Source organism: Pseudomonas tructae (genome assembly GCF_004214895.1).
Lineage (GTDB): Bacteria > Pseudomonadota > Gammaproteobacteria > Pseudomonadales > Pseudomonadaceae > Aquipseudomonas > Aquipseudomonas tructae.
Map to the genome: position 1 here is coordinate 1255202 of NZ_CP035952.1, position 21039 is coordinate 1276240.

Here is a 21039-nt window from a genome sequence, read left to right on the forward strand (position 1 = left end):
GCGCAGCGAAATGCTCGACACCCTCAGGAGCGCTCAGGGTGAGTCGTCGTTGTCCAGCAAAGTGGCGTTGCTGGACAAACTGCTGGGTCAGGCCCAGGTGTTGAGCAAGGTCATCGCCAGCCAGGCCGGGCTCAGTCAGGACAGTGACTCGGCAATCCGCCAGCTCAGCGAGCTGATGACCACCATTACTCCGCAAGTGACCCAGATTCTTGGCGAAGGGCGGGCCATCGGTGCCTATTCACTGGGCCAGGGTTTCGTCAACTCGGCTTCCAGCGCGCGCTTTGACGATTTGTTGCTGAAGCTGGAAAAGCTCGGCGCCGACTACGCCATCCGCCTGGAGGATGCGCTGGCCACCGAGCCTGGGGCGCAGGTGCGTCTGGGCAGCCTGGCCAGCAGTAGCCAGGCATCGCTCAAGCAGGCCAGCGAGCTGATCGAAGAGCAAGTTGTGGTGGCCGAGACCCTCAACGCGCCTTGGCCTGCGTTCTACAAGCAGCTCAGTGACCTGATGGCGCAAACCTATAAGCTCAACAGCGGCATTGGTGAGTTTCTCGGCCAGCAGTTGGAGCAGCGTCTGGCCGAGCACCGCTTGCACATGATCCTGCTGGTATCGGCGCTGGCGGCGGTGTTCCTGCTGATTGTGTACCTGTACAGCGGCTTCTACGCCTCGACCCGCAACACGCTGAAAAGCCTGGGTGCGGTGATGGACAAGGTTGCCGCCGGCGACATGACGGTCAACTTCCAGGCCAGCAGCCGCGATGAACTGGGCGAGTTGGGCCAGGTGTTCAACGGCACCGTGCGGCGCATCCACGACCTGATCGAGCAAGTTGGCCATACCGTCGCCGAGGTCGAGCGCCAGGCCGAGCAGGTACACGCGGTGTCGGCCCGTAGCAACCAGGCGGTCAGCGGCCAGCGCGGGCAGATCGAACAGGTCGCCACGGCGATGAACCAGATGTCGGCCACCGCCCAGGAGGTGGCACGCAGCGCCGCAGCGGCGGTCAGCAGCGCCCATGGCGTCAATCAGGAAACCGTCAGCGGGCGTGGCCTGGTGCAAACCCAGCAAGGCAACATCGCCCGCCTGGCCGGCGAGATCGATCAGTCGGTGGCGGTGATCAACCAGTTGGCCAGTGACAGCCAGGCCATCAGCCGGGTGCTGGAGGTGATCAAGAGTATCGCCGAGCAGACCAACCTGCTGGCCCTCAATGCGGCAATCGAGGCCGCCCGGGCGGGTGAGCAGGGCCGTGGCTTTGCCGTGGTTGCCGATGAGGTGCGGACCCTGGCCAAACGGACCCAGCAGTCCACCGAAGAAATCGCGCAGATGATTTTGCGTCTGCAGGGCGGGGTTGGCGCGGCCGTCAAGGCCATGGACAGCAGTCATCAGATGGCCGCAGGCACGGTCGGCGAGTCGCAGCAGGTGCAGCAGGCGCTGGAGAATATCCTCGGCGCCATCGGCAGCATCGTCGACCAGAACCAGCAGATCGCCGCGGCAGTGGAGCAGCAGACGGCAGTGGCCCACGACATTGACCAGAACATCGTCCAGATCAACCGGGCGGCGGAGAACACCACCCAGGGCGCGCACCAGACCGAGGACGCCAGCCGCCAGCTGTCGACCCAGGTGCTGGAGCTCAAGCGCCTGATCGGTGCATTCCGGGTCTGAGATCAGCGGTTGCTGAAGTTTTCCGCGCTGTGACAAAGTAGCGCCCTGAAGGATTCCAGGGGGCCGGATGTGTCGGCAACGCTGCGGGGGTAGTCTCACCCTCACAGCAAGCGGAACCTCGAGTCCAAACGATTCGGCTCCCTCAGCACATTCACTGACGAGGTACAGACATTGGCCATCATCCATCCCAAAGTCCGCGGTTTTATCTGCACCACTACGCACCCGACCGGTTGCGAGCTGAACGTACGTGATCAGATCGAAGCCACCCGCAAACTGGGCGTGCGCGAGGATGGTCCGAAAAAGGTCCTGGTGATCGGTGCTTCCAGCGGCTACGGCCTGGCAGCGCGCATCACCGCCGCGTTCGGTTTCAAGGCCGATACCCTGGGCGTGTTTTTCGAAAAGCCGGGCACCGAAACCAAGGCCGGTACTGCGGGCTGGTACAACTCGGCTGCTTTCGACAAGTTCGCCAAGGCCGAAGGCCTGTACAGCAAATCGATCAACGGCGACGCCTTCTCTGACGAAGCGCGGGCCAAGGTCATCGAGCTGATCAAGAACGAAATGGGCGGCCAGGTTGACCTGGTGATCTACTCGCTGGCCTCGCCGGTACGCAAGCTGCCTGCTTCTGCTGGCGAGCGCGCTGGCGAAGTGGTGCGCTCGGCGCTCAAGCCGATCGGCCAGCCATACAAGTCGACCGCTATCGACACCAACAAGGACGCCATCATCGAGGCGTCGATCGAGCCTGCCAGCGAGCAGGAAATTGCCGACACCGTCACTGTCATGGGTGGCCAGGATTGGGAATTGTGGATCGACGCCCTGAACGCCGCCGGTGTTCTGGCGCCACACGCGCGCACCGTGGCCTTCAGCTACATCGGCACCGAGATCACCTGGCCGATCTACTGGCACGGCGCCCTTGGCAAGGCCAAGCAGGATCTGGACGAGACTGCCCAGCGCCTGAGCAACAAAGTCGGAGGCAGCGCCAACGTGGCTGTGCTCAAGTCAGTGGTCACCCAGGCCAGCTCGGCCATTCCGGTGATGCCGCTGTACCTGTCGATGGTCTTCAAGATCATGCAGGAGAAAGGCGTTCACGAAGGTACCCAGGACCAACTGGACCGCATGTTCCGTGACCGCATGTACCGTGCTGACGGTGCCTCGGCACAGCTGGATGAGAAAGGCCGCCTGCGTCTGGATGACTGGGAGCTGCGTGACGACGTACAGGATGCCTGCAAGGCCCTGTGGCCGCAGGTGACCACCGAGAACCTGTTCGACATGACCGACTATGCCGGTTACAAGAAGCAGTTCCTCAACCTGTTCGGTTTCGAGCGTCATGATGTTGACTATGACGCCGATGTCGCTACCGACGTACGGTTCGACTGCATCGAGCTGTAAGAAGCGCTAACTAAGTGCTTGTTGCCGCACCTGTTTTTAGCCGGGTGCGGCAACCGTTTCAGACTCGAAACACAATTTGAAACAAGTCCATAACTGGCCCTTTGCTACTCCCTCGCCGCGCTGTTCTATACCACTCTCTACATGCCCTATAAAACCGCCAAGGTTTCGACAGGAGGCACCATGAGTGGAATACAAAAGCTACAAGAGCGGATCAGGCAAAAGGGACTGCACAAAGTCCTCAAAACCCTCTGTGAGCGTTACATCTTCTTCCACTGGGAGTTGCTGTGGATGGAGCGCGACCTCATCAGCCCGGTGCCTGCGCATAACCTGCGTGACCATGCACCGGTACGCCTGGTGGAAATCACTGAAGAAAATGCCGACGCCTTTGCCCGCTACTTTGGCGACCGCGTGCATACCATGCGCGAGCTGGCCGCTGAAGGTCATACCGGGCACATGTACCTGGACGAGCAGGGCGACGCCGTAGCCTTTATCTTCGCCAGCATGCGCGACTATCACGACCGTCATTATTACGGCTGCAACTTCCCGGTCAAACCCGGTGAGTTCTTTGAATTCGGCGGCGAGATGACCCCTGCCTTCTTTGGTACCCGCTTGTCGGTGGATGCTCAGGTCAACCTGTGGGAGGCCATGCGTGCCAAGGGCTGCCACAAGGTGGTGGACGTCTGTGAAACCCACAATATCCCGGCACTCAAGCTGCACCTGCGCATGGGCTATCACGAGCAGGGCCGGGTGATGCATGTGTACGGGTTGTTCGGGCGCTGGCGCCTGTTCCGCGAAACCCGCTACGATGGCTCGCGACTGAGCGGCTTGCGCAAGGTTCCTGCACCGCGGGTAGCGGCTTCGGCGTGACAGAGGTCGATGAGCAGTCTTGAAGTGTTTGCGGTTTTGCCCGTCGCCAACAACAGCGTGCAGACCTTTCGTGAGACAACCGCCGACGGGTACTCCCTCGGCGGTTTCTGTTGGCGCCACCAGGTGCCGGACACCACGCGCCCGCTGGTGATCATCAACGCCGCCACCTCGGTGCGTTGCAGCTATTACGCACGCTTTGCCCAGTACCTGTTCGCCCATGGCTTTGAGGTCATCACCTATGACTATCGTGGCATCGGTGAGTCGCGTCCGGCCTCCATGCGTCACTTCAAGGCGTCCTGGACCGACTGGGGCGCGCTGGATTTCGAAGCCATGCTGCAACGCGCCCAGCGCGAGTTTCCCGGCCAGCCCATCGATGTGGTCGGCCACAGTTTTGGTGGATGCGCCGCTGGGCTGGCGCAGTCGGCCGGTCAGGTACGCCGGCTGGTGACGGTTGGTGCGCAGTTCGCCTACTGGCGTGATTACGCCGCCGACAGTCGCTGGCAGCTGTTCGGCAAGTGGCATGTGCTGATGCCGCTGTTGACGCAGGTATTGGGTTACTTTCCCGGCAAGCGCCTGGGCTGGCTGGAGGATACTCCGGCCGGGGTGGTGCGGGACTGGAGCACGCGCTCCTCAGGCTACGAGCAGCGCCCAAGTGGCAGGGCGCTGGGGGAACTGCCTTTCGCCCGGGTGCGGGCGAAGACCCTGGCCATCAGCCTGACCGACGATCCATTCGGCACGGTCGCTGCCATCGAGCGATTGCTGGCGTACTTTGCGGCCAGTGAGCGTAGTCATCTGCGCATTGCCCCCGCTGATATCGACGAGGATCGGATCGGCCACTTCGCCTTCTTCCACAGCCGCTTTGAGGCTCGGCTCTGGTCAGTTGCCCTGCACTGGTTGCAGCACGGGCAACTGGCCGAAGGCACGCCAGGACGTTTGATCAGGCCAGGCGCTTGAGCGGCTGCGCGGTGAACTTGACCCCGGCCAGGCCATGGGCGATCAACGCGCGGATATTGCCGTGGTCGCTGCCTTGCGGGGTGGCCAGCACCGAGCGGTAGTGTTCGCCGAACGCCAGCAGTGCTTCTTCATCGTTCAGGCCTTCGAGCAGAACCAGGCCCAGGGTCTTGCACGAACCTTCGTTCTGCCCGGCTGCGTTTTCCACACCGCCGTTGTTGAAGGCTTGTGGTTGGTAGCTGTAGTTTGCACTGATGAAGGCCAGGGTGTCGGCGAAGGCGTGCTCGCCGGATTTCAGGCTGGCACGCAGGGTGTTCAGATCAGTCATTGGGCTTTCCTTTGGCGAACGCCGCTTGCTGTTCGGCGCTGGCTTCTTGCTGGTAAAGGGATTTCCATTCGGCGTAAGGCATGCCATAGACCGCTTCGCGGGCCTCATCCATGCTCAGCTCGATCTGCTTCTCGTCGGCGGCGGCCTTGTACCATTTGGACAGGCAGTTGCGGCAGAAGCCGGCGAGGTTCATCAGGTCGATGTTCTGCACATCCTTGCGGCTGTCCAGGTGGGCAACCAGGCGGCGGAAGGCAGCGGCTTCGAGTTCAAGTTTCTGTTGATCGTTCATGGACGTTCTCGTGACAGCGGTAGGTCAGTCTACCGCGATGCGGTTTTTCAAGTGACGGCCACCGTTGATGACCAGGTTGCTGCCGGTGCTGTACTGGCTGTCGAGTAAAAAGCGTACGGCATCGATCAATGGCTGGGCGCCGGGTTCGAACTCCAGCAGGGCTTTTTTCAGGGTTTGCTGGCGGTAGGCCTCGTCGCTGTTTTCCTTGAGGATCAACAAGCCCGGCAAGATCGCGTTGACGCGAATATTCGGTGCGTACTTGGCGGCGAACGACAACACCATGTTCTGCAGGGCGGCCTTGGTGGCGGCGTAGCCGATATGGCTGCCGCTGCCACGCGAGGAGGTCTCGTCGCAGATATGAATGATGTCGGCCTTGTCCACTTTGCCCAGTTGCGTGCCCAGGGCCAGGTTCAGGTGGTAGGGCGCCTCGACGTGCAGCTTGAACATGGTGTTGAGGTTGGCCAGGTCATCATCGAGCCACAATGAGGCGTTGTGCACGATGGCGCGTAAACCGTCGTAGTTGCCTTGCAGATGCTCGATCAGGGCCAGGCGCTGTTCTTCCTGGCACAGGTCGGCCTGGAACTGGTGGATGTTCGGGTGCGCAGCCTCAGGGCTGATGCTGCGGCTGGCGCTGACCACGGTATGGCCGGCCTGCGCCAGGTTCAGGGCCAGCGCGAGCCCGACTCGCTGGCTGGCTCCGGTGACAAGAATTGGGCTATTCATGGTGGGGGGCGGTCAACTTTTATCGGTTCGCGTGGATACCCCCCAGCATACCCGAACTAGGCGGGATTGCGCGCGCCCTGCGGCCCCGGACGGGCAGCTCTGGCGTTCAGCCAATTGGCCAGCAGGCGGGTCGACAGTGGAATGAACAGGTACACCATCAACGGTGTCAGGCCCAGGGTACTGAGCAGGATACGCGGTACCAGATCGAGTGGGCCCAGCCAGTGGCCGAACAGCAGGTTGAACAGCAGCGAAACCGGAAAGAACGCCAGCCAGATGGCGACCGCCTGCTTCCAGCGCGGTGGGCGTTGCACCGGGTTGTTGCCGAACCAGCCTTCCAGGCCACTGACCCGCTGTTCCAATGGCTCGGCAAACAGGCCGTTGCCGCGCCCCAGCCAGGCCTTGCGCGAGGCCGAGTGTTCCCAGGCGTGCAGGGTCTGTTCATTGGTGAAGCGAAAGATAATCTGGAACTCGTCGCCTTGTGGGGGCGGGGCGAGTACACCTGAACCCAGGTAGCCAGGAAAGTCGGTGGCCAGCTGTTCGCCTTCGTGCAGCCAGGCCATAAGGTCCTGGTAGCGGCCCTCGGCAACGCGGCGGGTAACCATCAAGGTTACGGGTGGGGTAGACATGGTGTATCTCCTGGCAACTGGGCGTGGCGGATAGGCCTGCCGCTTGAACGCCACCCGGGGTGGTGGGTGGCATTCGCTTCTTTGCAAGAATCGATGCAAGAAGCGGGCGCGGATTATTCCTTAAATAAGCTGACCCGTCAGTGCTGGTGATCGCCGACCTGATAGAAATGCCAATGGTCGCGTTGAGCACGGCCGGAGTAGAATAGGTGCAGGCCCATAAACTCGCGGTTTCCCGGCAATGATCGAACCAGACCAGCCGTCAATGAGTACGCGTGCACTCGACCACGAAGAACTGTTCCCGATCCGCGAAGTGTCCCGACTTACTGGCATCAACCCGGTCACCCTGCGTGCCTGGGAGCGCCGTTATGGGCTGATTCAGCCTACGCGCACCGAAAGTGGACACCGTTTGTACTCACAAGCCGATATCGACGAGGTGCGTAGCATCCTCGGCTGGATCGAGCGGGGTGTGGCGGTGAGTAAGGTCGGGCGTATCCTGGCCAAGAGCCAGAACAGCAAAGAGCAGAACCTGCCGCCGCGCAGCGACGAATCCCAGGCGGATTTCAAGCAATGGCAGGTGCAGTTGCGCCAGGCCGTGCGCGGGTTCGACGAGCAGCGCTTGGAGCAGGTCTACGGTCAGGTGTTCAGCAGTTATCCACAGCTGGTGGTGTTCCAGGATATTTTCATGCCGGTTTGGCAGGACCTGCGCTGCACCCATGATGCTTTCGGCCAGGCCAGTGAATGGTTGTTTCTCGACAGCTTTGTGCGTGGGCGGGTGTTGCAGCGTTTGCAGCTGGCGCGCGAACAACAGGAGCTGCGCGTTGTGCTGGCGGCCATTCCCGGTCAGTGCCACGAGCTGGAACTGTTGGTGGCGGCGCTGTTGCTCGGCACCAGCGAGATCGCCATCAGCGTGCTCGGCCTGGGCCAGCCGCTGGAAGAACTGAGTCTGGTCTGCGAGCGCATGATGCCCCAGGCCCTGGTGCTGTTTTCCAACCATCCGCCGGCCAGCGACTTGCCCAAGCGCCTGGCGCGCCTGGCGTTGAGCCTGGAGTGCCCGTTGTTGCTGGCGGGGGAGGCGGCGGATCTGGCTCAAGACAGTCTGATCGGTTCGCAGGTAGCGTGCCTGGGCAGCGAGGGGCGGTTGATGCGCCGGCGACTGCAGCAGTACCTGGACGGTCACCTGGATTCTTGAGGGTGCAACTCGGGATGGGCGCGGCGGTGGGCCTGGAGAATGTACTCGCGTAACCGTTCGATTTCACCGGGCAGGCTCTGGCCCAGGTTGTAGGCGGCCAGGCGTTCGCCGGTGCGCCGTTGCAGGGTACCGCGCAGGGCGATAGGGGCATCGCCGTCGGGGCTGAACCACAGGTCGAAGTGCCGGGGGGGCTCTGGCTGATCACGGACCTCCAGCAGCACACCCTTGAAGGAAATTTCCCGGACCCAAAGGCCCGTGCTCAACCCCAGTTCGTCTTCCAGGGCCAGCGGTTGTTCCAGGGTCAGGCGCCAGGGGCGGACCACGGCGCCTTCTTCATAAATGTTCGGGGCACCCAGTTGCAGGTGCAGGGCATGAAACTCGTCTTCGACCAGTTGCAGGGGGAAGGTCATCTGCTGGTTGTCGAATTGTGCCTGCAGGGTCACCTGGTCGTAGGCGATCAGGCGGGTCAGCAGGTTTTTGATTTCGCTGCCGCCATTGACCATCAGGCGCGGCGCCGGTTCAGCCGCAATGGGCTGAGGCGCGTGCTGCATGGACCGGATGAAATCCAGCTCATCCTGGGTCAGAAGGGCATCTGCTTGCATGGGCGAACTCGAAATTACACTCGTGAATGCGTTTCTTCACCGTCATGGACATCCAAACGGCGGGTTTGTTAAGACCGTTGGTCGGCTTGCAGTGCGGCGATGCGTTCCTGCGCCTCGGCCAACTGGCGTTCGAGCTCGATCACTCGCTGTTCGGCTTCGACCTGGCGGCTGACGTTTTTCTGGATGCCAATGAAGTACTTGCGCTTGTCGGCCTCATTGAACACCGGGGTAATCGACAGTTCGTTCCAGAACGCGCTGCCGTCCTTGCGGTAGTTGCGCAGGATTTCCCGGCTTGGCAGGCCATCCTTGATCGCCTGGCGGATCAAGGCGCGGGCGCTCTGGTCGCGATCGTCGTTCTGCAGGAAGCGGCAGTCGCGGTAGAGAATATCGTTGGCGTCATAGCCGGTCAGACGTTCAAAGGCCCGGTTCACGTAGAGCAGGATGGTGTCATCGTCGCCTTCCTGTTCGGCCACCACGATCCCGTCGTTGGAGGCATCAATCATGCGCTGCAGCAGTGTGGCATTGATCATCTTGTTAGGTCCGCAAGGGCTGTAGATCGGGCATGCTGGCTGATTCTAGTGGATTGGCCGTCGCTGTACAGGGCAGATTAAGGCCTTTTGCCAGTGCCTGATGCTAGTATCCTACGTTTTTACTCAGTTTCGGAAAACTCTATGAAAGTCGTGATCCTTTCCGGTTCGGTCTACGGTACCGCCGACGAAGTTGCTCGGCACGCCGCGAAATTACTCAGCGCCGCAGGTTTTGAAGCCTGGCACGCTAACCGGGCCACCCTGCAGGACATCCAGGGCTTTGCCCCGCAGGCGTTTCTCGCAGTCACCTCGACCACTGGCATGGGCGAGCTTCCGGACAACCTCATGCCGCTGTTCAGTGCCATGCGTGATCAGTTGCCCGCCGAGTGGCGCGGACTGCCTGGCGCGGTGATCGGCCTGGGCGATTCCTGCTACGGCGACACTTTCTGTGGCGGCGGTGAGCAACTGCGTGAACTGTTCGCCGAGATGGGCCTGAAAGAGGTGCAGCCGATGCTGCGCCTGGATGCCAGCGAAACCGTCACCCCGGAAACCGATGCCGAACCTTGGCTGGCCGAACTGGCCGACAAACTGCGCGGCTGATCATTGCGGCTGCGGTTGCTCGCGCAGCAGTTGCAGCCAGGCCTGGGCCGCTTGGGAGAGATAGGCGCCCCGACGCCAGATAAAGGCAATGTCCCAGCGCAAGTCCGTTGGCTCACTCAGTGCCAGGCGTACCACCCCGGGCCGCTCCAGGCCACGGGCAACCACCCGGGGCAGCAACACCACCCCTTGGCCCGCCGCCACCAACGCTGCGAGAAAGTCGGCCTGACCACTGCGCCCACCCTCTTTGGGGGTGAAGCCCAGCTGTTGGCAAGCGCTGAGGAGCCGGTCATTGAGCACGAAACTGCGTTGATAAAGCAGGAATGGCGTGTCGGCCAGTTGTGCCAGGCTGACCCGGTCTGCGGCGGCCAATGGGTGCTTGCTGGGCAGCAGGGCATCGAGGGGTTCATTGCAAAAGGGCTGGTAGGCGAAGGCCGGATCGTTTGGAGTCAGGCTGCCGCCCAGCTCCAGTTCACCACTGAGTACGGCCTGTTCGACGCTGCGACTGCCGCCTTCGAGCAGTTGAATGCTGATGTTCGGGTAGCGCCGCCGGTACTCGGCGAACAGCCGGGCAAACAGCGCGTCGCTGCCGAGCAACGGCAAGCCCAGGCGCAGTTCGCCGCGTGCCAGCTGGCTGAGGTCATCGAGCTCGCTGAGAAGCTCCTGACGCAGGCGCAGCATGGCTTCGCCGCGCTCAAGCACGACCTTGCCAGCGGCGGTCAGGTGCAACTGCGATCCCTGGCGCTCAAGCAGCGGTACGCCGAGGTCCTGTTCCAGCTGCGCAACTTGCTTGCTTACGGCGGATTGGCTGATGTGCAAGGTCTGCGCAGCCTGGGTGAAGCCGCCACGGTGCACCACTTCAAGAAAACTGCGTAGCTGTTTGAATTCCATTCGCTCAATTCCAATCTGGAATACTTTGCAGTCTAACAATTCGCTTTTGGCGTGGGGAGCGGGCTTCTAAAATGAACGCCTCAGAGGACCCCGCGATGAAACCCCCTGCGTTGAAACGATTTATCCGCCTGCTCAGCGAGCTTGCAGTGTTGCTTGCTCTTTATAAGCTGGGTGGTGTGCTGGCCGCCTGGTTGGCCTGGCCGATTCCGGGCGGGGTTATTGGTCTGGCGCTGTTGTTGCTGCTGTTCGCCGGTGGCGTGCTCAAGCCGGCGATGCTGCAGCTGGGTGCCGGGGTGCTGATGGCCGAGATGCTGCTGTTTTTCATTCCGGCGCTGATGAGCCTGCTCGATTACGGCAGCCTGCTGCGCGATGAAGGCTGGCGCATCTTGCTGGTGATCGGTGTGAGCACCTTGCTGGTGATGGTCGTGACGGCGCTGACGGTGGAGTGGATCTGCCGCTGGAGGCTGCGCCATGACGCTTGAGCCGATGCCGCTGTTCTGGCTGGCCCTGACCCTGCTGGCTTACCTGGGTAGCCGCTGGTTGTACCGACTTAGCGGACGTTACCTGTTGTCGCCACTGATTCTGGTGCCGGCCGTGCTGATGGCGATCGCCGTGCCCCTGCATACCGCGTATGCAGAGTATGCCCGCAACACCCACTGGCTGATGTCGGTGCTGGGCCCGGTGACTGTGGCGTTTGCCGTGCCGATCTGGCAACAGCGCGCCTTGCTGGCTCGCCATTGGCCGGCCCTGAGCCTGGGCATGCTGGTTGGCAGTGCGGCCTCGATTGGCAGTTCCTGGGGCCTGGCGCATGTGCTGGCGTTGGACAGCACGGTCAGCTTGTCGCTGGTGCCGCGCTCGATCACCACGCCCTTTGCCATGCCCCTGGCCAGGGACCTGGGTGGGGTGCCTGAGCTGACGGCGGTGTTCGTGATGTTCACCGGCGTACTCGGAGCGATGTTGGGTGGTGTGCTGCTCAAATACCTGCCGCTGCGCACGCCCCTGGCCCGTGGCGCGCTGTTTGGCGTCGGTGCCCATGGCGCCGGTGTCAGCCGCGCCCATGAAGTGGGTAGTGAAGAGGGCTCGGTGGCCGGCCTGGTCATGGTCCTGACCGGTCTGCTCAATCTGTTTGCCGCGCCGGTGCTGACAATGCTGCTGTGATGCACTGCGCTATTTTGCCCGCTGACTCACAGGGTCAATAAGCTGGCTGCCAATGCAACTCTCGGCCGTGGCGGGTCTGACTAGACTGTCGATCAGTAGAGCACACGTATGTGCCGAGGTGATTGCAATGATCGCAGCCTTGCCCAACACGACGACCTACCACCTGACGGGACCATTGTGATGCCCTTGGCCGAGATTCCATTGTGCGTCTGGCGGACCCGGGGCCTGAATTTCTCGTTCCGTGGCCAGACCATCCGTTACTGGACTGCGGGGCAGGGCGAGCCGCTACTGCTCATTCATGGTTTTCCCACCGCCAGTTGGGATTGGCATTACCTGTGGACGCCCCTGACCCAGCGTTTTCGCGTCATCGCCTGTGACATGCTCGGCTTTGGTGACTCGGCCAAACCGTTGCGCCATGACTACAGCCTGCTGGAGCAGGCCGACTTGCAACAGGCGCTGCTTACGCACTTGCAGGTCGATCAACCCGTGCATGTGCTCGGACATGACTACGGCGGCAGCGTCGCCCAGGAATTGCTCGCCCGCCACCACGAGGGACGGGCGCAGATCGCCAGTTGCGTATTCCTCAATGGCGGCCTGTTCCCTGAGCGCCATCGACCGCTGCTGATTCAGAAACTGCTGCTCAGCCGCCTGGGCTGGCTGGTGGGTTGCTCGTTCGGGCGCGATGACCTGGTTCGCAGCGTGACGCAGATCTACGGCCCTTGTACCCATCCCAGCGAAAGCGCGCTGGACGACTACTGGAGCCTGATTGCCTCCAACCGTGGCACGCGGATCCTGCACAAGCTGATCGCCTACCTGCCCGAGCGGGTTGCCCACCGCGAGCGTTGGGTCTCAGCACTACAGACCGACGGTGTGCCGTTGCGGTTGATCAATGGTGCGGTCGATCCGATTTCCGGCGCGCACATGGTGGAACGCTACCAGGAACTGGTGCCCAACGCCGACACCGTGATGCTCCAGGGCATCGGTCACTATCCTCACACCGAAGCACCGGTGCAGGTGCTGCGTCATTACCTGGCGTTTCGTGAGCAGCCGTTGGTGCATGTGCCGCAGAAGGTCGCCTGGTTCTGAGTCGCCAGGTTTGCGCCATCATCGTCTGTCTTTATCGTCTGCCATTCAGCGCCTGCCTGCTTGATTGTGTACAGGCCCCTGCTGGCTGACACTCGGCCCACCCCTGTCTGGTTTTGCTGGAGAAATGCGCATGTCGATTCGCCTGGACGATAAAGTGGTGATTGTCACTGGGGCCGGTGGCGGCCTGGGTCGCGCCCATGCCCTGCTGTTTGCCCGGCATGGCGCCAACGTGCTGGTCAATGACCTGGGCGGCTCGACCCATGGTGAAGGCGCCAGCGCTTCAGCCGCCGACCGGGTGGTGGCACAGATCCGTGAAGAAGGTGGCACGGCCGTGGCCAACCACGACTCGGTCAGCGACGGCCAGCGCATTGTCGAACAGGCCATGGACAGCTTCGGCCGGGTCGACGTGGTGATCAACAACGCCGGCATTCTGCGTGACAAGACCTTTCACAAGATGGACGACAGCGACTGGGAGCAGGTCTACCAGGTTCACCTCGAGGGTGCCTACAAGGTCACCCGCGCCGCCTGGCCCCACCTGCGCGAGCAGAACTGGGGGCGGGTGATCTTCACCGCCTCGACCTCGGGCATCTACGGCAATTTTGGTCAGGCCAACTACGGCGCGGCCAAACTCGGCCTCTACGGGCTTACCCGGACTTTGGCCATCGAGGGGCGCAAGCACGGCATCCTGGTCAACGCCATTGCCCCCACCGGCGGCACGCGCATGACCGAAGGGCTGATACCGCCGCAGGTATTCGAGCAGCTCAAGCCGGAGTTGGTCAGCCCACTGGTGGTGTACTTGGGCAGCGGCGAGTGCCAGGACAGTGGCGGTTTGTATGAAGTGGGTGGTGGCTGGGTCGGCAAGGTCCGCTGGGAGCGTAGCCTGGGCGTCGGTTTTGATCCGCGTGAGGGTTTTTCAGCGCAAGATGTTGCCGCCAACTGGGAGCAGATTGGCAACTTCGACAACGCCGTGCACCCGCAAGACAGCCTGCAAGCCTTGCAGCAGATGATGGCCAACCTGCAGAAGTACCCACAGGGCTGAACCTTGCGAAGGTTGTGGCCACCGGCTGAAGTTGCCTATGCTGGACGGTCACCCAGGTTGCAGGAGCACAGTGAATGTACGAATCCAGAGCGGACGCTGTCATCTCTACTCGACAGTTTGGCTACCGTCTGATGCGGCACGGCATCGCGGCCTGCCTGCTGCTGATCGGCTCGATCCTGTTCGGGGTGGTCGGCCACCTGTATTTCGAGCCGCAGGTGCCCTGGCACGACGCGGTGTTCAACGCCACCCTGCTGCTGGGAGGGGTGGGGCCGGTGATTCTCCCCGAGTCGATTGGCGGGAAGTTGTTTTTCGCAGGCTACGGCTTGTATGTCGGGCTGGTGTTTGTCGCCACTATCGGCCTGATCCTGGCCCCCATCGCCCACCGATTGTTGCACCGTTTTCATTTTGACGACGGCGGTGACGATTGACCTGCAGGCATAAAAAAGGCCGCTGCAGTGCAGCGGCCAAGTAAGACGCAGATCAAGGAGCTTCAAAATCAACGTCGGTGAACTCGGTCATACCGTTGGCTGGCGCGTTGCGATCAGGCTCAAGATGTCCGGGCTAGACACCTGGCCTGTGGGAATCGGCCGTTACTGGGTAAGTGAGTTCAGGATAAGCCGCTGATCAGTGAGGAAAAATAGCCGTTTGTGACATTTACTGTTACAGGTCTAGTAACAGTGCTGCTGGTTAGATCAGGCGCTGGCCTGATGAAATGCCGGGACCGTCTGTCAGGCAGTTCAACCAGCGGGTGATTCTTCGTAACCCATGCGCCAACTGATCAACCTGGCCGCTGACAACAGTCGTTGCGCTGCCGGCCCCTGCTCGTCGGCATGGAAGATGGATGTCGGGCCAACCACGGTCAGCACCGCTGCAATCTTGCCCACCGCATTGAATACCGGTGCCGACAGAGCATCGACTCCTGGCATCAGCAAGCCATGAACATGGTGCAGGCCGCGCTGGCGGATCGTTGTGAACAATGCTTCGTAGTCGTTGAAACCTTGGCCCGAGGCTGCCAGTTCCTGCTCGCGCAGGTCGATGGTTTCGCGCTCTGGCAAGTAGGCGCCAAACACCAGGCCAGTCGAGGAGCTCAGCAAGGGCAGTACCGAACCGATCTGGGTGACTACGGTAACCGCGCGTACCGCCGGCTCGATGTTGACCACGGTCGCACCCTGGTTGCCCCACACGGCGATAAAGCAGCTTTCGTTGAGTTCATCGCGCAGCTGCGACAGCGGCAGTGCCGCTTCTTTCAATACATCCATCGCGCCCAGTGCCGCCAAACCGACACGCAACGCTTCACGCCCCAGCCCGTAATGGTTGGTGGCCGGGTTCTGCTCGGCAAAACCGCTGGCAATCAGTGCCTGCAAGTAGCGGTGCACCTTGCTGGCCGGCATGTCCACATGCTCGGCCAGGCGCGACAGCGACGTGGAGGGCGACAGCTGCGCCAGGGCCTTGAGGATGTCGGTACCGACTTCGGCCGAGCGGACCTTCTGTTTGCTGGAACTGTCGGCGGGGGAGCTGGCTTTGGCCATGGTGCAGTTGATCCGGGGAGTGCAAGTGGGCGCCTTTATAACTTGACGCTGTTCACCAATCAAATTACGTTATGCGTAATGTAATTACGATAAAAATAACGCAGAAGCGCTGCCCTCCCTTCAAGGCCTGCAGCCAACTGCCATCACCGGCCTGCAGTGGGCCCGGAGGCTCGATGAACCTCGATAACACCCCCGTCCTCGATTACCAGAGCGGCTTCGGCAACGAATTCGCCAGCGAAGCCTTGCCCGGCGCCTTGCCGGTCGGGCAGAACTCGCCGCAAAAGGCCCCGTACGGTCTGTATGCCGAACTGTTTTCTGGCACCGCTTTCACCATGGCACGCAGCGAGCAACGGCGCACCTGGTTGTACCGCATTCGGCCTTCGGCCCTGCACCCGCGCTTCGAGCGCCTGGAGCGTCAACTGGCCGGCGGCCCGCCAGGAGCGGTGACGCCTAACCGCCTGCGCTGGAGCCCGCAGCCGATCCCCAGCGAGCCAACCGATTTCATTGACGGCTGGGTGGCCATGGCGGCCAACTCGGCTGGTGAGAAACCTGCTGGTATCAGCATCCATACCTATTGCGCTAATCGCTCCATGGAGCGGGTGTTCTTCAGCGCCGACGGTGAACTGTTGCTGGTGCCCGAGCAGGGCCGCCTGCGCATCGTCACCGAGCTGGGCGTACTGGAGGTCGAGCCGCTGGAAATCGCGGTGTTGCCCCGCGGCCTGAAGTTTCGTGTCGAACTGCTCGACGGCCAGGCCCGTGGCTACCTGGCGGAAAACCACGGTGCGCCGCTGCGTATCCCGGACCTGGGGCCGATCGGCAGTAATGGCCTGGCCAACCCGCGCGACTTCCTGGCCCCTGTGGCCCATTACGAGGAAGTCGATGCTCCGGTGCAACTGGTGCAGAAGTTTCTCGGCGAGCTGTGGGGCTGTGAGCTCAAGCATTCGCCGCTGGACGTGGTCGCCTGGCACGGCAACAACGTGCCGTACAAATATGACCTGCGCCGCTTCAACACCATCGGCACGGTCAGTTTCGACCACCCGGACCCGTCGATCTTCACCGTGCTGACTTCGCCGACCAGCGTGCCGGGCATGGCCAACCTCGACTTCGTGATCTTCCCGCCGCGCTGGATGGTGGCCGAGAACACCTTCCGTCCACCATGGTTCCACCGCAACCTGATGAACGAGTTCATGGGCCTGATCAAGGGCGAGTACGACGCCAAGGCCGATGGCTTTCTACCCGGTGGTGCCTCGTTGCACAGTTGCATGAGTGCCCATGGCCCGGATGCCGAAACCTGTGGCAAGGCCATTGCCGTGGAGCTTGCGCCGAACAAGATCGACAACACCATGGCTTTCATGTTCGAGACCAGCCAGGTGCTGCGTCCGAGCCGCCATGCGCTTGAATGCCCGCAATTGCAGGCCGACTACGATAGTTGCTGGGCCTCGTTGCCGAGCACCTTCACCCCGAATCGGAGATAACCCATGAATCAGTCCGCCCTTGCCCGCAGTTGGGTAGAACACGCCAATGGCCACGGCGACTTCCCGCTGCAGAACCTGCCGCTGGGCATCTTCAGCCGCAAGGATCAGGCACCACGCTGTGGCGTGGCGATCGGTGACGCCATCCTCGACCTTGAAGCGGTGCTGGCCGCCGGCCTGTTCGACGGCCAGGCCCGCGCCGCAGTCGAGGCCACCCGTGGTGGTGCGTTGAACGCCTTCTTCGCCCTTGGCCGTGGTGCCCGGGTAGCCCTGCGCGAGCGCCTGCTGGAACTGCTCGGCGAGCACAGCGAACACCAGGCGGCGCTCAAGCCGCTGCTGCATGCGGCCAGTGAGTGCCAGTTGCACCTGCCGGCGCGCATCGGTGACTACACCGACTTCTATGTCGGCATCGAGCACGCCAAGAACGTCGGCAAGCTGTTCCGCCCCGACAACCCGCTGCTGCCCAACTACAAACACGTACCTATCGGCTACCACGGCCGCGCCTCGACCATTCGCCCGTCGGGTACCGACGTACGCCGGCCAAAGGGCCAGACCCTGCCTGCCGGCCAGAGCGAGCCGAGCTTCGGCCCGTGCGCGCGCCTGGACTACGAGCTTGAGCTGGGTATCTGGATCGGCCAGGGCAACGATATGGGCGATTCGATCCCGGTGGCCGAAGCCGCTGAACACATCGCAGGCTTCTGCCTGCTCAACGACTGGTCGGCGCGTGATATCCAGGCCTGGGAATACCAGCCACTTGGACCGTTCCTGTCCAAGAGCTTCATCTCCACCATCTCCCCATGGGTGGTGACCGCCGAAGCCCTGGAACCGTTCCGTTGCGCCCAGCCAGCACGTCCGGAGGGCGACCCACAGCCACTGGCGTACCTGCTCGACAAGCGCGACCAGGCCGGCGGCGCCTTCGATATCGAATTGGAAGTACTGCTACTGACCGAGCGCATGCGCGAGCAGAACCTGCCGGCCCATCGCCTGACCCTGAGCAACACCTTGAGCATGTACTGGACCGTGGCGCAGATGGTTGCCCACCACAGTGTCAACGGTTGCCAGTTGCAGCCGGGCGACCTGTTCGGTTCGGGCACGCTCTCCGGCGCCCAGCCTGGCCAGTTCGGCAGCCTGCTGGAGATCACCCAGGGCGGCAAGGAGCCGGTTGAGCTTGCGTCGGGCGAGGTACGCAAGTTCCTCGAAGACGGCGACGAGATCATTCTGCGCGCCCGTTGCAAGCGCGATGGCGTGGCCTCGATCGGTTTCGGCGAATGCCGCGGCAAGATTCTTGCTGCGCACTGAGGGCAGGGGCCATGGAACTCTTTACCTACTACCGCTCGACTTCATCCTACCGGGTGCGGATTGCCCTGGCGCTCAAGGGGCTGGATTACCAGTCGCTGCCGGTCAACCTGCTCAAGGGCGAGCAGCGCGAAGAACCCTTCGTGTCCCGCAACCCACAAGGGCGGGTGCCGGCGCTGAAGACCGACTCGGGTGAGATCCTGGTGCAGTCGCCAGCGATCATTGAATACCTGGAAGAGGTTTATCCACAACCGGCACTACTGCCTCAGGACCCGGTTCGCCGGGCCCACGCCCGCGGTGTGGCGGCGCTGATCGGCTGCGATGTTCATCCGCTGCACAACGTCAGCGTGCTCAATCAATTGCGCGAGCTGGGCCATGACGACGGCGAGGTCAATCAGTGGATTGGTCACTGGATCAGCCAGGGCCTGGCTGCGGTCGAGCAGTTGATTGGTGACAAAGGCTTCTGCTTCGGCGATACGCCCGGGCTGGCCGATGTCTACCTGATCCCGCAACTGTACGCCGCCGAGCGCTTCAATATCGACCTCAGTGGCTTCCCGCGCATTCGCCGGGTCGCCGCCCTGGCCGAGGCGCATTCGGCATTTGCCCAGGCCCACCCTTCGAGGCAGCCCGACACCCCATAAACCTGGCTGCCCGCACCTGATACCCATAACAATAAAAGGTACCTTGCGATGCACAATCAGATTGCCAGCTTTCGCACGGCGCTGGATGCCCGGCCCGTGTCGCGTTATCAGTGGTTACTGCTGTTGTTACTCGCTTTGTTGCTGGTTACCGATGGTTATGATGCTCAGGTGCTGGGTTATGTCATTCCTTCCCTGGCCCAGGACTGGGGCCTGGAGAAGGCCGCGTTCGGGCCGGTGTTCAGCGCCAACCTGCTGGGCCTGACCCTGGGCTCGCTGGCAGTGACGCCCCTGGCAGATCGCTTCGGTGTGCGCCGGGTGCTGCTGTGTTGTGTGCTGCTGTACTCCAGCCTGACCCTGCTGATGGTGTTTGCCAACTCGCTCAACAGCCTGATGCTGGCGCGGTTTGTCTGCGGCATCGGCATGGGTGGGGCGATGCCCAGCGCCATGGCGCTGATGTCCGAGTATGCACCGCCGCGCTTGCGCACCTTGATGGTCACCCTGGCGGCTTGCGGCTTTTCGTTGGGTGGCGCAGCGGGAGGTTTTGTTGCTGCCGGGTTTATCGACAGCTTCGGCTGGCAGGCGGTATTCCTCGCTGGCGGTGTCGCGCCGCTGTTGCTGTTTCCATTCTTGCTTGTGTACCTGCCCGAGTCGTTGCCGCGACTGCTGCGCGATGTGCCACCCTATGCGCGTTTGCTCAAGGTCACGGCAAAGATGCTCCCGGGCTGGCAGCCGCCTGCGGCCACTGCGCGGGCCCAGGCAGAAAACCATAACAAACTCACCGTGCTGGCGTTGTTTCGCGACGGCTATGCCAGGTCGACACTGTTTATCTGGTCGACCTTCTTTGTCAGCTTGATCCTCTTGTACTTCATGATCAGCTGGTTGCCTTCCCTGTTGCTGGAAAGCGGCCTGGCGCTGAACCAGGCCAATCTGGCCACCTCGATGTTCCTGTTTGCTGGCACTCTGGGTGCGGTGTTCATGGCCTGGATCGCCGATCGCCTCAAGCGTAAAGTGCGCCTGCTCGGCGCCGTGCTATTGGCGGCGGCGGTGTTCACCGTGTTGCTCGGCCTGAACCATGACAATCCGCGTTGGCTGGTGGTCTGCGTATTTGCCGCAGGCTTTTGCATCATCGGCGGTCAGTTGACCCTCAATGCCTTTACCAGCAATTTCTATCCGGCCCAGGTACGTGCCACCGGCACGGGGTGGGCGTTGGGGGTGGGGCGTTTCGGTTCGATCCTCGGGCCGCTGTTCGGCAGCCTGTTGCTGGCCATGCATTTACCGGTCGAGCAGATATTTTTCTTCTGCGCGATTCCGGCGGTGCTGGCTGCCTTGCTGATCATCCAGGTACGCAGCCCGGGCGAGGCGCTCAGTGCACCAAAGGTGAGGCAGGCGGAAGATGATTCAAGCGCTCGGTCAGGCGCAAGCGCTGGATTGGATCGTCGCTGAGCAGCAAGGCGTGCTCCAGGTCGAAGCGCTCGGCCTGCGGGCACTCCAGGTGTTGATAGAGGGTGGCGCGTGCCATGTAGTCGGCGGCGGTACCAGGACCCAGTTGCAACACCCGTTCGGCATCCTTGAGGGCTTCCAGGTCATCATCATGACTGGCGTGCAGTTGACGCAGATTGCGCGACAGGCGCTGAAGCATCTGCACAGGGCTTGCGCTGAGTAGGTGATCGGCACTGAGCGCCAGTTGCGGGCCGAACTGACGGCCCAGCAGTTCACGGCAATCGGCTGGGTACAGGCGTCGCCCGCCGCAGGGGTCGAGCAGGTGGTCGGCGCCGGGGACGCGCAACAGGAAATGCCCGGGGAAGTTTACACCTTCCAGGGGGATCGACAGGCCACGGGCCAGTTCCAGGGTCAGCAACGCAAGCGCCAGGGGCTGGCCGCGACGACGTTGCATGACCTTGTCGAGCAACGCCGCCTGGGGGCGCAGGGGATGGTACTCGTCCTGCTGGAAGCCCAGGGCATTGAGGCGGCGCAACAACGGCTGGGCCAGTTCGCTGAGCGGCAGCATCGGCAATCCGGCGCTGACCTCCTGCTGCAAGGCCTTCACCTCGTCCAGTACCTTGGCCGGCACCACGCTGTTGTCGTGCTCCGCGGCGATCCACAGCGCTGCTTCCAGCAGGGCGACCGGGTCACGCTCAAGGCAAGCCAGACAGGCATTACGTGGGTTCATGGCAATCTCCGCTCAAGC

At 62.3% G+C, this 21039-nt stretch carries 23 protein-coding genes and 1 pseudogene; 15 read left to right on the plus strand and 9 right to left on the minus strand.

Annotation, left to right across the window (positions count from 1 at the left end; all coding sequences use genetic code 11):
- Nucleotides 1-1081: 1081 nt before the first annotated feature.
- The 4 genes and pseudogenes from EXN22_RS26630 to EXN22_RS05700 all read left to right on the plus strand — a co-directional run.
- A pseudogene (locus tag EXN22_RS26630) lies at nt 1082-1654 on the plus strand (methyl-accepting chemotaxis protein); the annotation flags it as partial.
- Nucleotides 1655-1825: 171 nt separating this feature from the next.
- Nucleotides 1826-3040, plus strand: a complete 1215-nt coding sequence (fabV, locus tag EXN22_RS05690) for an enoyl-ACP reductase FabV (protein ID WP_130263148.1) — start codon at nt 1826-1828, stop codon at nt 3038-3040.
- Between the two features lie 180 nt (nt 3041-3220).
- Entirely contained in the window at nt 3221-3907 is a 687-nt protein-coding gene (locus EXN22_RS05695) for a GNAT family N-acetyltransferase (protein WP_130263149.1), read from the plus strand.
- A 9-nt stretch (nt 3908-3916) separates the two neighbouring features.
- Complete coding sequence (locus tag EXN22_RS05700) at nt 3917-4861, plus strand: alpha/beta hydrolase family protein (RefSeq protein ID WP_130263150.1); 945 nt, start codon at nt 3917-3919, stop codon at nt 4859-4861.
- Here EXN22_RS05700 and EXN22_RS05705 read toward each other — a convergent pair.
- From EXN22_RS05705 to EXN22_RS05720, 4 genes are read right to left on the minus strand one after another with little or no spacing between them, the layout of a single operon-like run.
- Entirely contained in the window at nt 4845-5186 is a 342-nt protein-coding gene (locus EXN22_RS05705) for a HopJ type III effector protein (protein ID WP_130263151.1), read from the minus strand. The two genes, EXN22_RS05700 and EXN22_RS05705, sit on opposite strands and share 17 nt — an antisense overlap.
- Nucleotides 5179-5475: a DUF1244 domain-containing protein gene (locus EXN22_RS05710; protein ID WP_130263152.1), complete on the minus strand. Its 297-nt coding sequence runs from the start codon at nt 5473-5475 to the stop codon at nt 5179-5181. The genes EXN22_RS05705 and EXN22_RS05710 overlap by 8 nt, the downstream gene beginning before the upstream one ends.
- A gap of 24 nt (nt 5476-5499) precedes the next feature.
- Nucleotides 5500-6198: a dihydromonapterin reductase gene (folM, locus tag EXN22_RS05715; RefSeq protein WP_130263153.1), complete on the minus strand. Its 699-nt coding sequence runs from the start codon at nt 6196-6198 to the stop codon at nt 5500-5502.
- Between the two features lie 56 nt (nt 6199-6254).
- Nucleotides 6255-6824: an antibiotic biosynthesis monooxygenase gene (locus tag EXN22_RS05720; RefSeq protein ID WP_130263154.1), complete on the minus strand. Its 570-nt coding sequence runs from the start codon at nt 6822-6824 to the stop codon at nt 6255-6257.
- A 238-nt stretch (nt 6825-7062) separates the two neighbouring features.
- Between EXN22_RS05720 and EXN22_RS05725 the strand changes: the two genes are divergently transcribed.
- Nucleotides 7063-8013, plus strand: coding sequence for a MerR family transcriptional regulator (locus EXN22_RS05725; RefSeq protein WP_130263155.1), 951 nt, complete (start codon nt 7063-7065; stop codon nt 8011-8013).
- Here EXN22_RS05725 and EXN22_RS05730 read toward each other — a convergent pair.
- Complete coding sequence (locus tag EXN22_RS05730; RefSeq protein WP_130263156.1) at nt 7998-8615, minus strand: hypothetical protein; 618 nt, start codon at nt 8613-8615, stop codon at nt 7998-8000. The genes EXN22_RS05725 and EXN22_RS05730 overlap by 16 nt on opposite strands.
- A gap of 68 nt (nt 8616-8683) precedes the next feature.
- The gene (locus EXN22_RS05735) at nt 8684-9145 is read right to left on the minus strand and encodes a PAS domain S-box protein (RefSeq protein ID WP_130263157.1); all 462 of its coding nucleotides are present in this window, start codon (nt 9143-9145) and stop codon (nt 8684-8686) included.
- Nucleotides 9146-9286: 141 nt separating this feature from the next.
- Here EXN22_RS05735 and EXN22_RS05740 point away from each other — a divergent pair, with 141 nt between their 5' ends.
- The gene (locus EXN22_RS05740; RefSeq protein ID WP_130263158.1) at nt 9287-9742 is read left to right on the plus strand and encodes a flavodoxin; all 456 of its coding nucleotides are present in this window, start codon (nt 9287-9289) and stop codon (nt 9740-9742) included.
- Here the strand turns inward: EXN22_RS05740 and EXN22_RS05745 are convergent, their stop codons facing one another.
- Nucleotides 9743-10630, minus strand: coding sequence for a LysR family transcriptional regulator (locus EXN22_RS05745; RefSeq protein ID WP_130263159.1), 888 nt, complete (start codon nt 10628-10630; stop codon nt 9743-9745).
- 95 nt (nt 10631-10725) lie between these two features.
- Between EXN22_RS05745 and EXN22_RS05750 the strand changes: the two genes are divergently transcribed.
- From EXN22_RS05750 to EXN22_RS05770, 5 genes are all read left to right on the plus strand, one after another.
- Nucleotides 10726-11112, plus strand: coding sequence for a CidA/LrgA family protein (locus EXN22_RS05750; RefSeq protein ID WP_130263160.1), 387 nt, complete (start codon nt 10726-10728; stop codon nt 11110-11112).
- Nucleotides 11102-11788 carry an LrgB family protein gene (locus tag EXN22_RS05755; protein ID WP_130263161.1) on the plus strand — a complete coding sequence of 229 codons (687 nt, stop codon included), beginning with the start codon at nt 11102-11104 and terminating at the stop codon, nt 11786-11788. Before EXN22_RS05750 ends, EXN22_RS05755 begins: the two co-directional genes overlap by 11 nt.
- 180 nt (nt 11789-11968) lie before the next feature.
- Nucleotides 11969-12874: an alpha/beta fold hydrolase gene (locus EXN22_RS05760; protein ID WP_130263162.1), complete on the plus strand. Its 906-nt coding sequence runs from the start codon at nt 11969-11971 to the stop codon at nt 12872-12874.
- A gap of 124 nt (nt 12875-12998) precedes the next feature.
- Entirely contained in the window at nt 12999-13913 is a 915-nt protein-coding gene (locus EXN22_RS05765; protein ID WP_130263163.1) for an SDR family oxidoreductase, read from the plus strand.
- Between the two features lie 74 nt (nt 13914-13987).
- Nucleotides 13988-14341: a hypothetical protein gene (locus tag EXN22_RS05770; RefSeq protein WP_130263164.1), complete on the plus strand. Its 354-nt coding sequence runs from the start codon at nt 13988-13990 to the stop codon at nt 14339-14341.
- A 309-nt stretch (nt 14342-14650) separates the two neighbouring features.
- Here the strand turns inward: EXN22_RS05770 and EXN22_RS05775 are convergent, their stop codons facing one another.
- Nucleotides 14651-15442: an IclR family transcriptional regulator gene (locus tag EXN22_RS05775; protein WP_130263165.1), complete on the minus strand. Its 792-nt coding sequence runs from the start codon at nt 15440-15442 to the stop codon at nt 14651-14653.
- Nucleotides 15443-15615: 173 nt separating this feature from the next.
- Between EXN22_RS05775 and hmgA the strand changes: the two genes are divergently transcribed.
- Genes hmgA through EXN22_RS05795 form a run of 4 tightly spaced genes read left to right on the plus strand, consistent with a single transcriptional unit; the run spans nt 15616 to nt 20294 of the window.
- Complete coding sequence (gene hmgA, locus EXN22_RS05780) at nt 15616-16917, plus strand: homogentisate 1,2-dioxygenase (RefSeq protein ID WP_130263166.1); 1302 nt, start codon at nt 15616-15618, stop codon at nt 16915-16917.
- Between the two features lie 3 nt (nt 16918-16920).
- Complete coding sequence (gene fahA / locus EXN22_RS05785) at nt 16921-18213, plus strand: fumarylacetoacetase (RefSeq protein ID WP_130263167.1); 1293 nt, start codon at nt 16921-16923, stop codon at nt 18211-18213.
- An 11-nt stretch (nt 18214-18224) separates the two neighbouring features.
- A complete protein-coding gene (gene maiA, locus EXN22_RS05790) occupies nt 18225-18851 on the plus strand; it encodes a maleylacetoacetate isomerase (protein WP_130263168.1) in 627 nt (208 codons plus the stop codon).
- 48 nt (nt 18852-18899) lie between these two features.
- Nucleotides 18900-20294 (plus strand): MFS transporter, encoded by a 1395-nt coding sequence (locus EXN22_RS05795; protein ID WP_130263169.1) that lies wholly within the window; start codon nt 18900-18902, stop codon nt 20292-20294.
- Here the strand turns inward: EXN22_RS05795 and EXN22_RS05800 are convergent.
- Nucleotides 20215-21021, minus strand: coding sequence for a SirB1 family protein (locus EXN22_RS05800; RefSeq protein WP_130263170.1), 807 nt, complete (start codon nt 21019-21021; stop codon nt 20215-20217). The two genes, EXN22_RS05795 and EXN22_RS05800, sit on opposite strands and share 80 nt — an antisense overlap.
- Between the last annotated feature and the right edge of the window lie 18 nt (nt 21022-21039).

Bases quoted from the DNA above. Each gene is read 5' to 3' on its own strand.
- EXN22_RS05695 (WP_130263149.1), top strand. From the start codon at position 3,221: ATGAGTGGAATACAAAAGCTACAAGAGCGGATCAGGCAAAAGGGACTG.
- EXN22_RS05700 (WP_130263150.1), top strand. From the start codon at position 3,917: ATGAGCAGTCTTGAAGTGTTTGCGGTTTTGCCCGTCGCCAACAACAGC.
- EXN22_RS05705 (WP_130263151.1), bottom strand. From the start codon at position 5,186: ATGACTGATCTGAACACCCTGCGTGCCAGCCTGAAATCCGGCGAGCAC.
- EXN22_RS05710 (WP_130263152.1), bottom strand. From the start codon at position 5,475: ATGAACGATCAACAGAAACTTGAACTCGAAGCCGCTGCCTTCCGCCGC.
- folM (WP_130263153.1), bottom strand. From the start codon at position 6,198: ATGAATAGCCCAATTCTTGTCACCGGAGCCAGCCAGCGAGTCGGGCTC.
- EXN22_RS05720 (WP_130263154.1), bottom strand. From the start codon at position 6,824: ATGTCTACCCCACCCGTAACCTTGATGGTTACCCGCCGCGTTGCCGAG.
- EXN22_RS05725 (WP_130263155.1), top strand. From the start codon at position 7,063: ATGATCGAACCAGACCAGCCGTCAATGAGTACGCGTGCACTCGACCAC.
- EXN22_RS05730 (WP_130263156.1), bottom strand. From the start codon at position 8,615: ATGCAAGCAGATGCCCTTCTGACCCAGGATGAGCTGGATTTCATCCGG.
- EXN22_RS05735 (WP_130263157.1), bottom strand. From the start codon at position 9,145: ATGATCAATGCCACACTGCTGCAGCGCATGATTGATGCCTCCAACGAC.
- EXN22_RS05740 (WP_130263158.1), top strand. From the start codon at position 9,287: ATGAAAGTCGTGATCCTTTCCGGTTCGGTCTACGGTACCGCCGACGAA.
- EXN22_RS05745 (WP_130263159.1), bottom strand. From the start codon at position 10,630: ATGGAATTCAAACAGCTACGCAGTTTTCTTGAAGTGGTGCACCGTGGC.
- EXN22_RS05750 (WP_130263160.1), top strand. From the start codon at position 10,726: ATGAAACCCCCTGCGTTGAAACGATTTATCCGCCTGCTCAGCGAGCTT.
- EXN22_RS05755 (WP_130263161.1), top strand. From the start codon at position 11,102: ATGACGCTTGAGCCGATGCCGCTGTTCTGGCTGGCCCTGACCCTGCTG.
- EXN22_RS05760 (WP_130263162.1), top strand. From the start codon at position 11,969: ATGCCCTTGGCCGAGATTCCATTGTGCGTCTGGCGGACCCGGGGCCTG.
- EXN22_RS05765 (WP_130263163.1), top strand. From the start codon at position 12,999: ATGCGCATGTCGATTCGCCTGGACGATAAAGTGGTGATTGTCACTGGG.
- EXN22_RS05770 (WP_130263164.1), top strand. From the start codon at position 13,988: ATGTACGAATCCAGAGCGGACGCTGTCATCTCTACTCGACAGTTTGGC.
- EXN22_RS05775 (WP_130263165.1), bottom strand. From the start codon at position 15,442: ATGGCCAAAGCCAGCTCCCCCGCCGACAGTTCCAGCAAACAGAAGGTC.
- hmgA (WP_130263166.1), top strand. From the start codon at position 15,616: ATGAACCTCGATAACACCCCCGTCCTCGATTACCAGAGCGGCTTCGGC.
- fahA (WP_130263167.1), top strand. From the start codon at position 16,921: ATGAATCAGTCCGCCCTTGCCCGCAGTTGGGTAGAACACGCCAATGGC.
- maiA (WP_130263168.1), top strand. From the start codon at position 18,225: ATGGAACTCTTTACCTACTACCGCTCGACTTCATCCTACCGGGTGCGG.
- EXN22_RS05795 (WP_130263169.1), top strand. From the start codon at position 18,900: ATGCACAATCAGATTGCCAGCTTTCGCACGGCGCTGGATGCCCGGCCC.
- EXN22_RS05800 (WP_130263170.1), bottom strand. From the start codon at position 21,021: ATGAACCCACGTAATGCCTGTCTGGCTTGCCTTGAGCGTGACCCGGTC.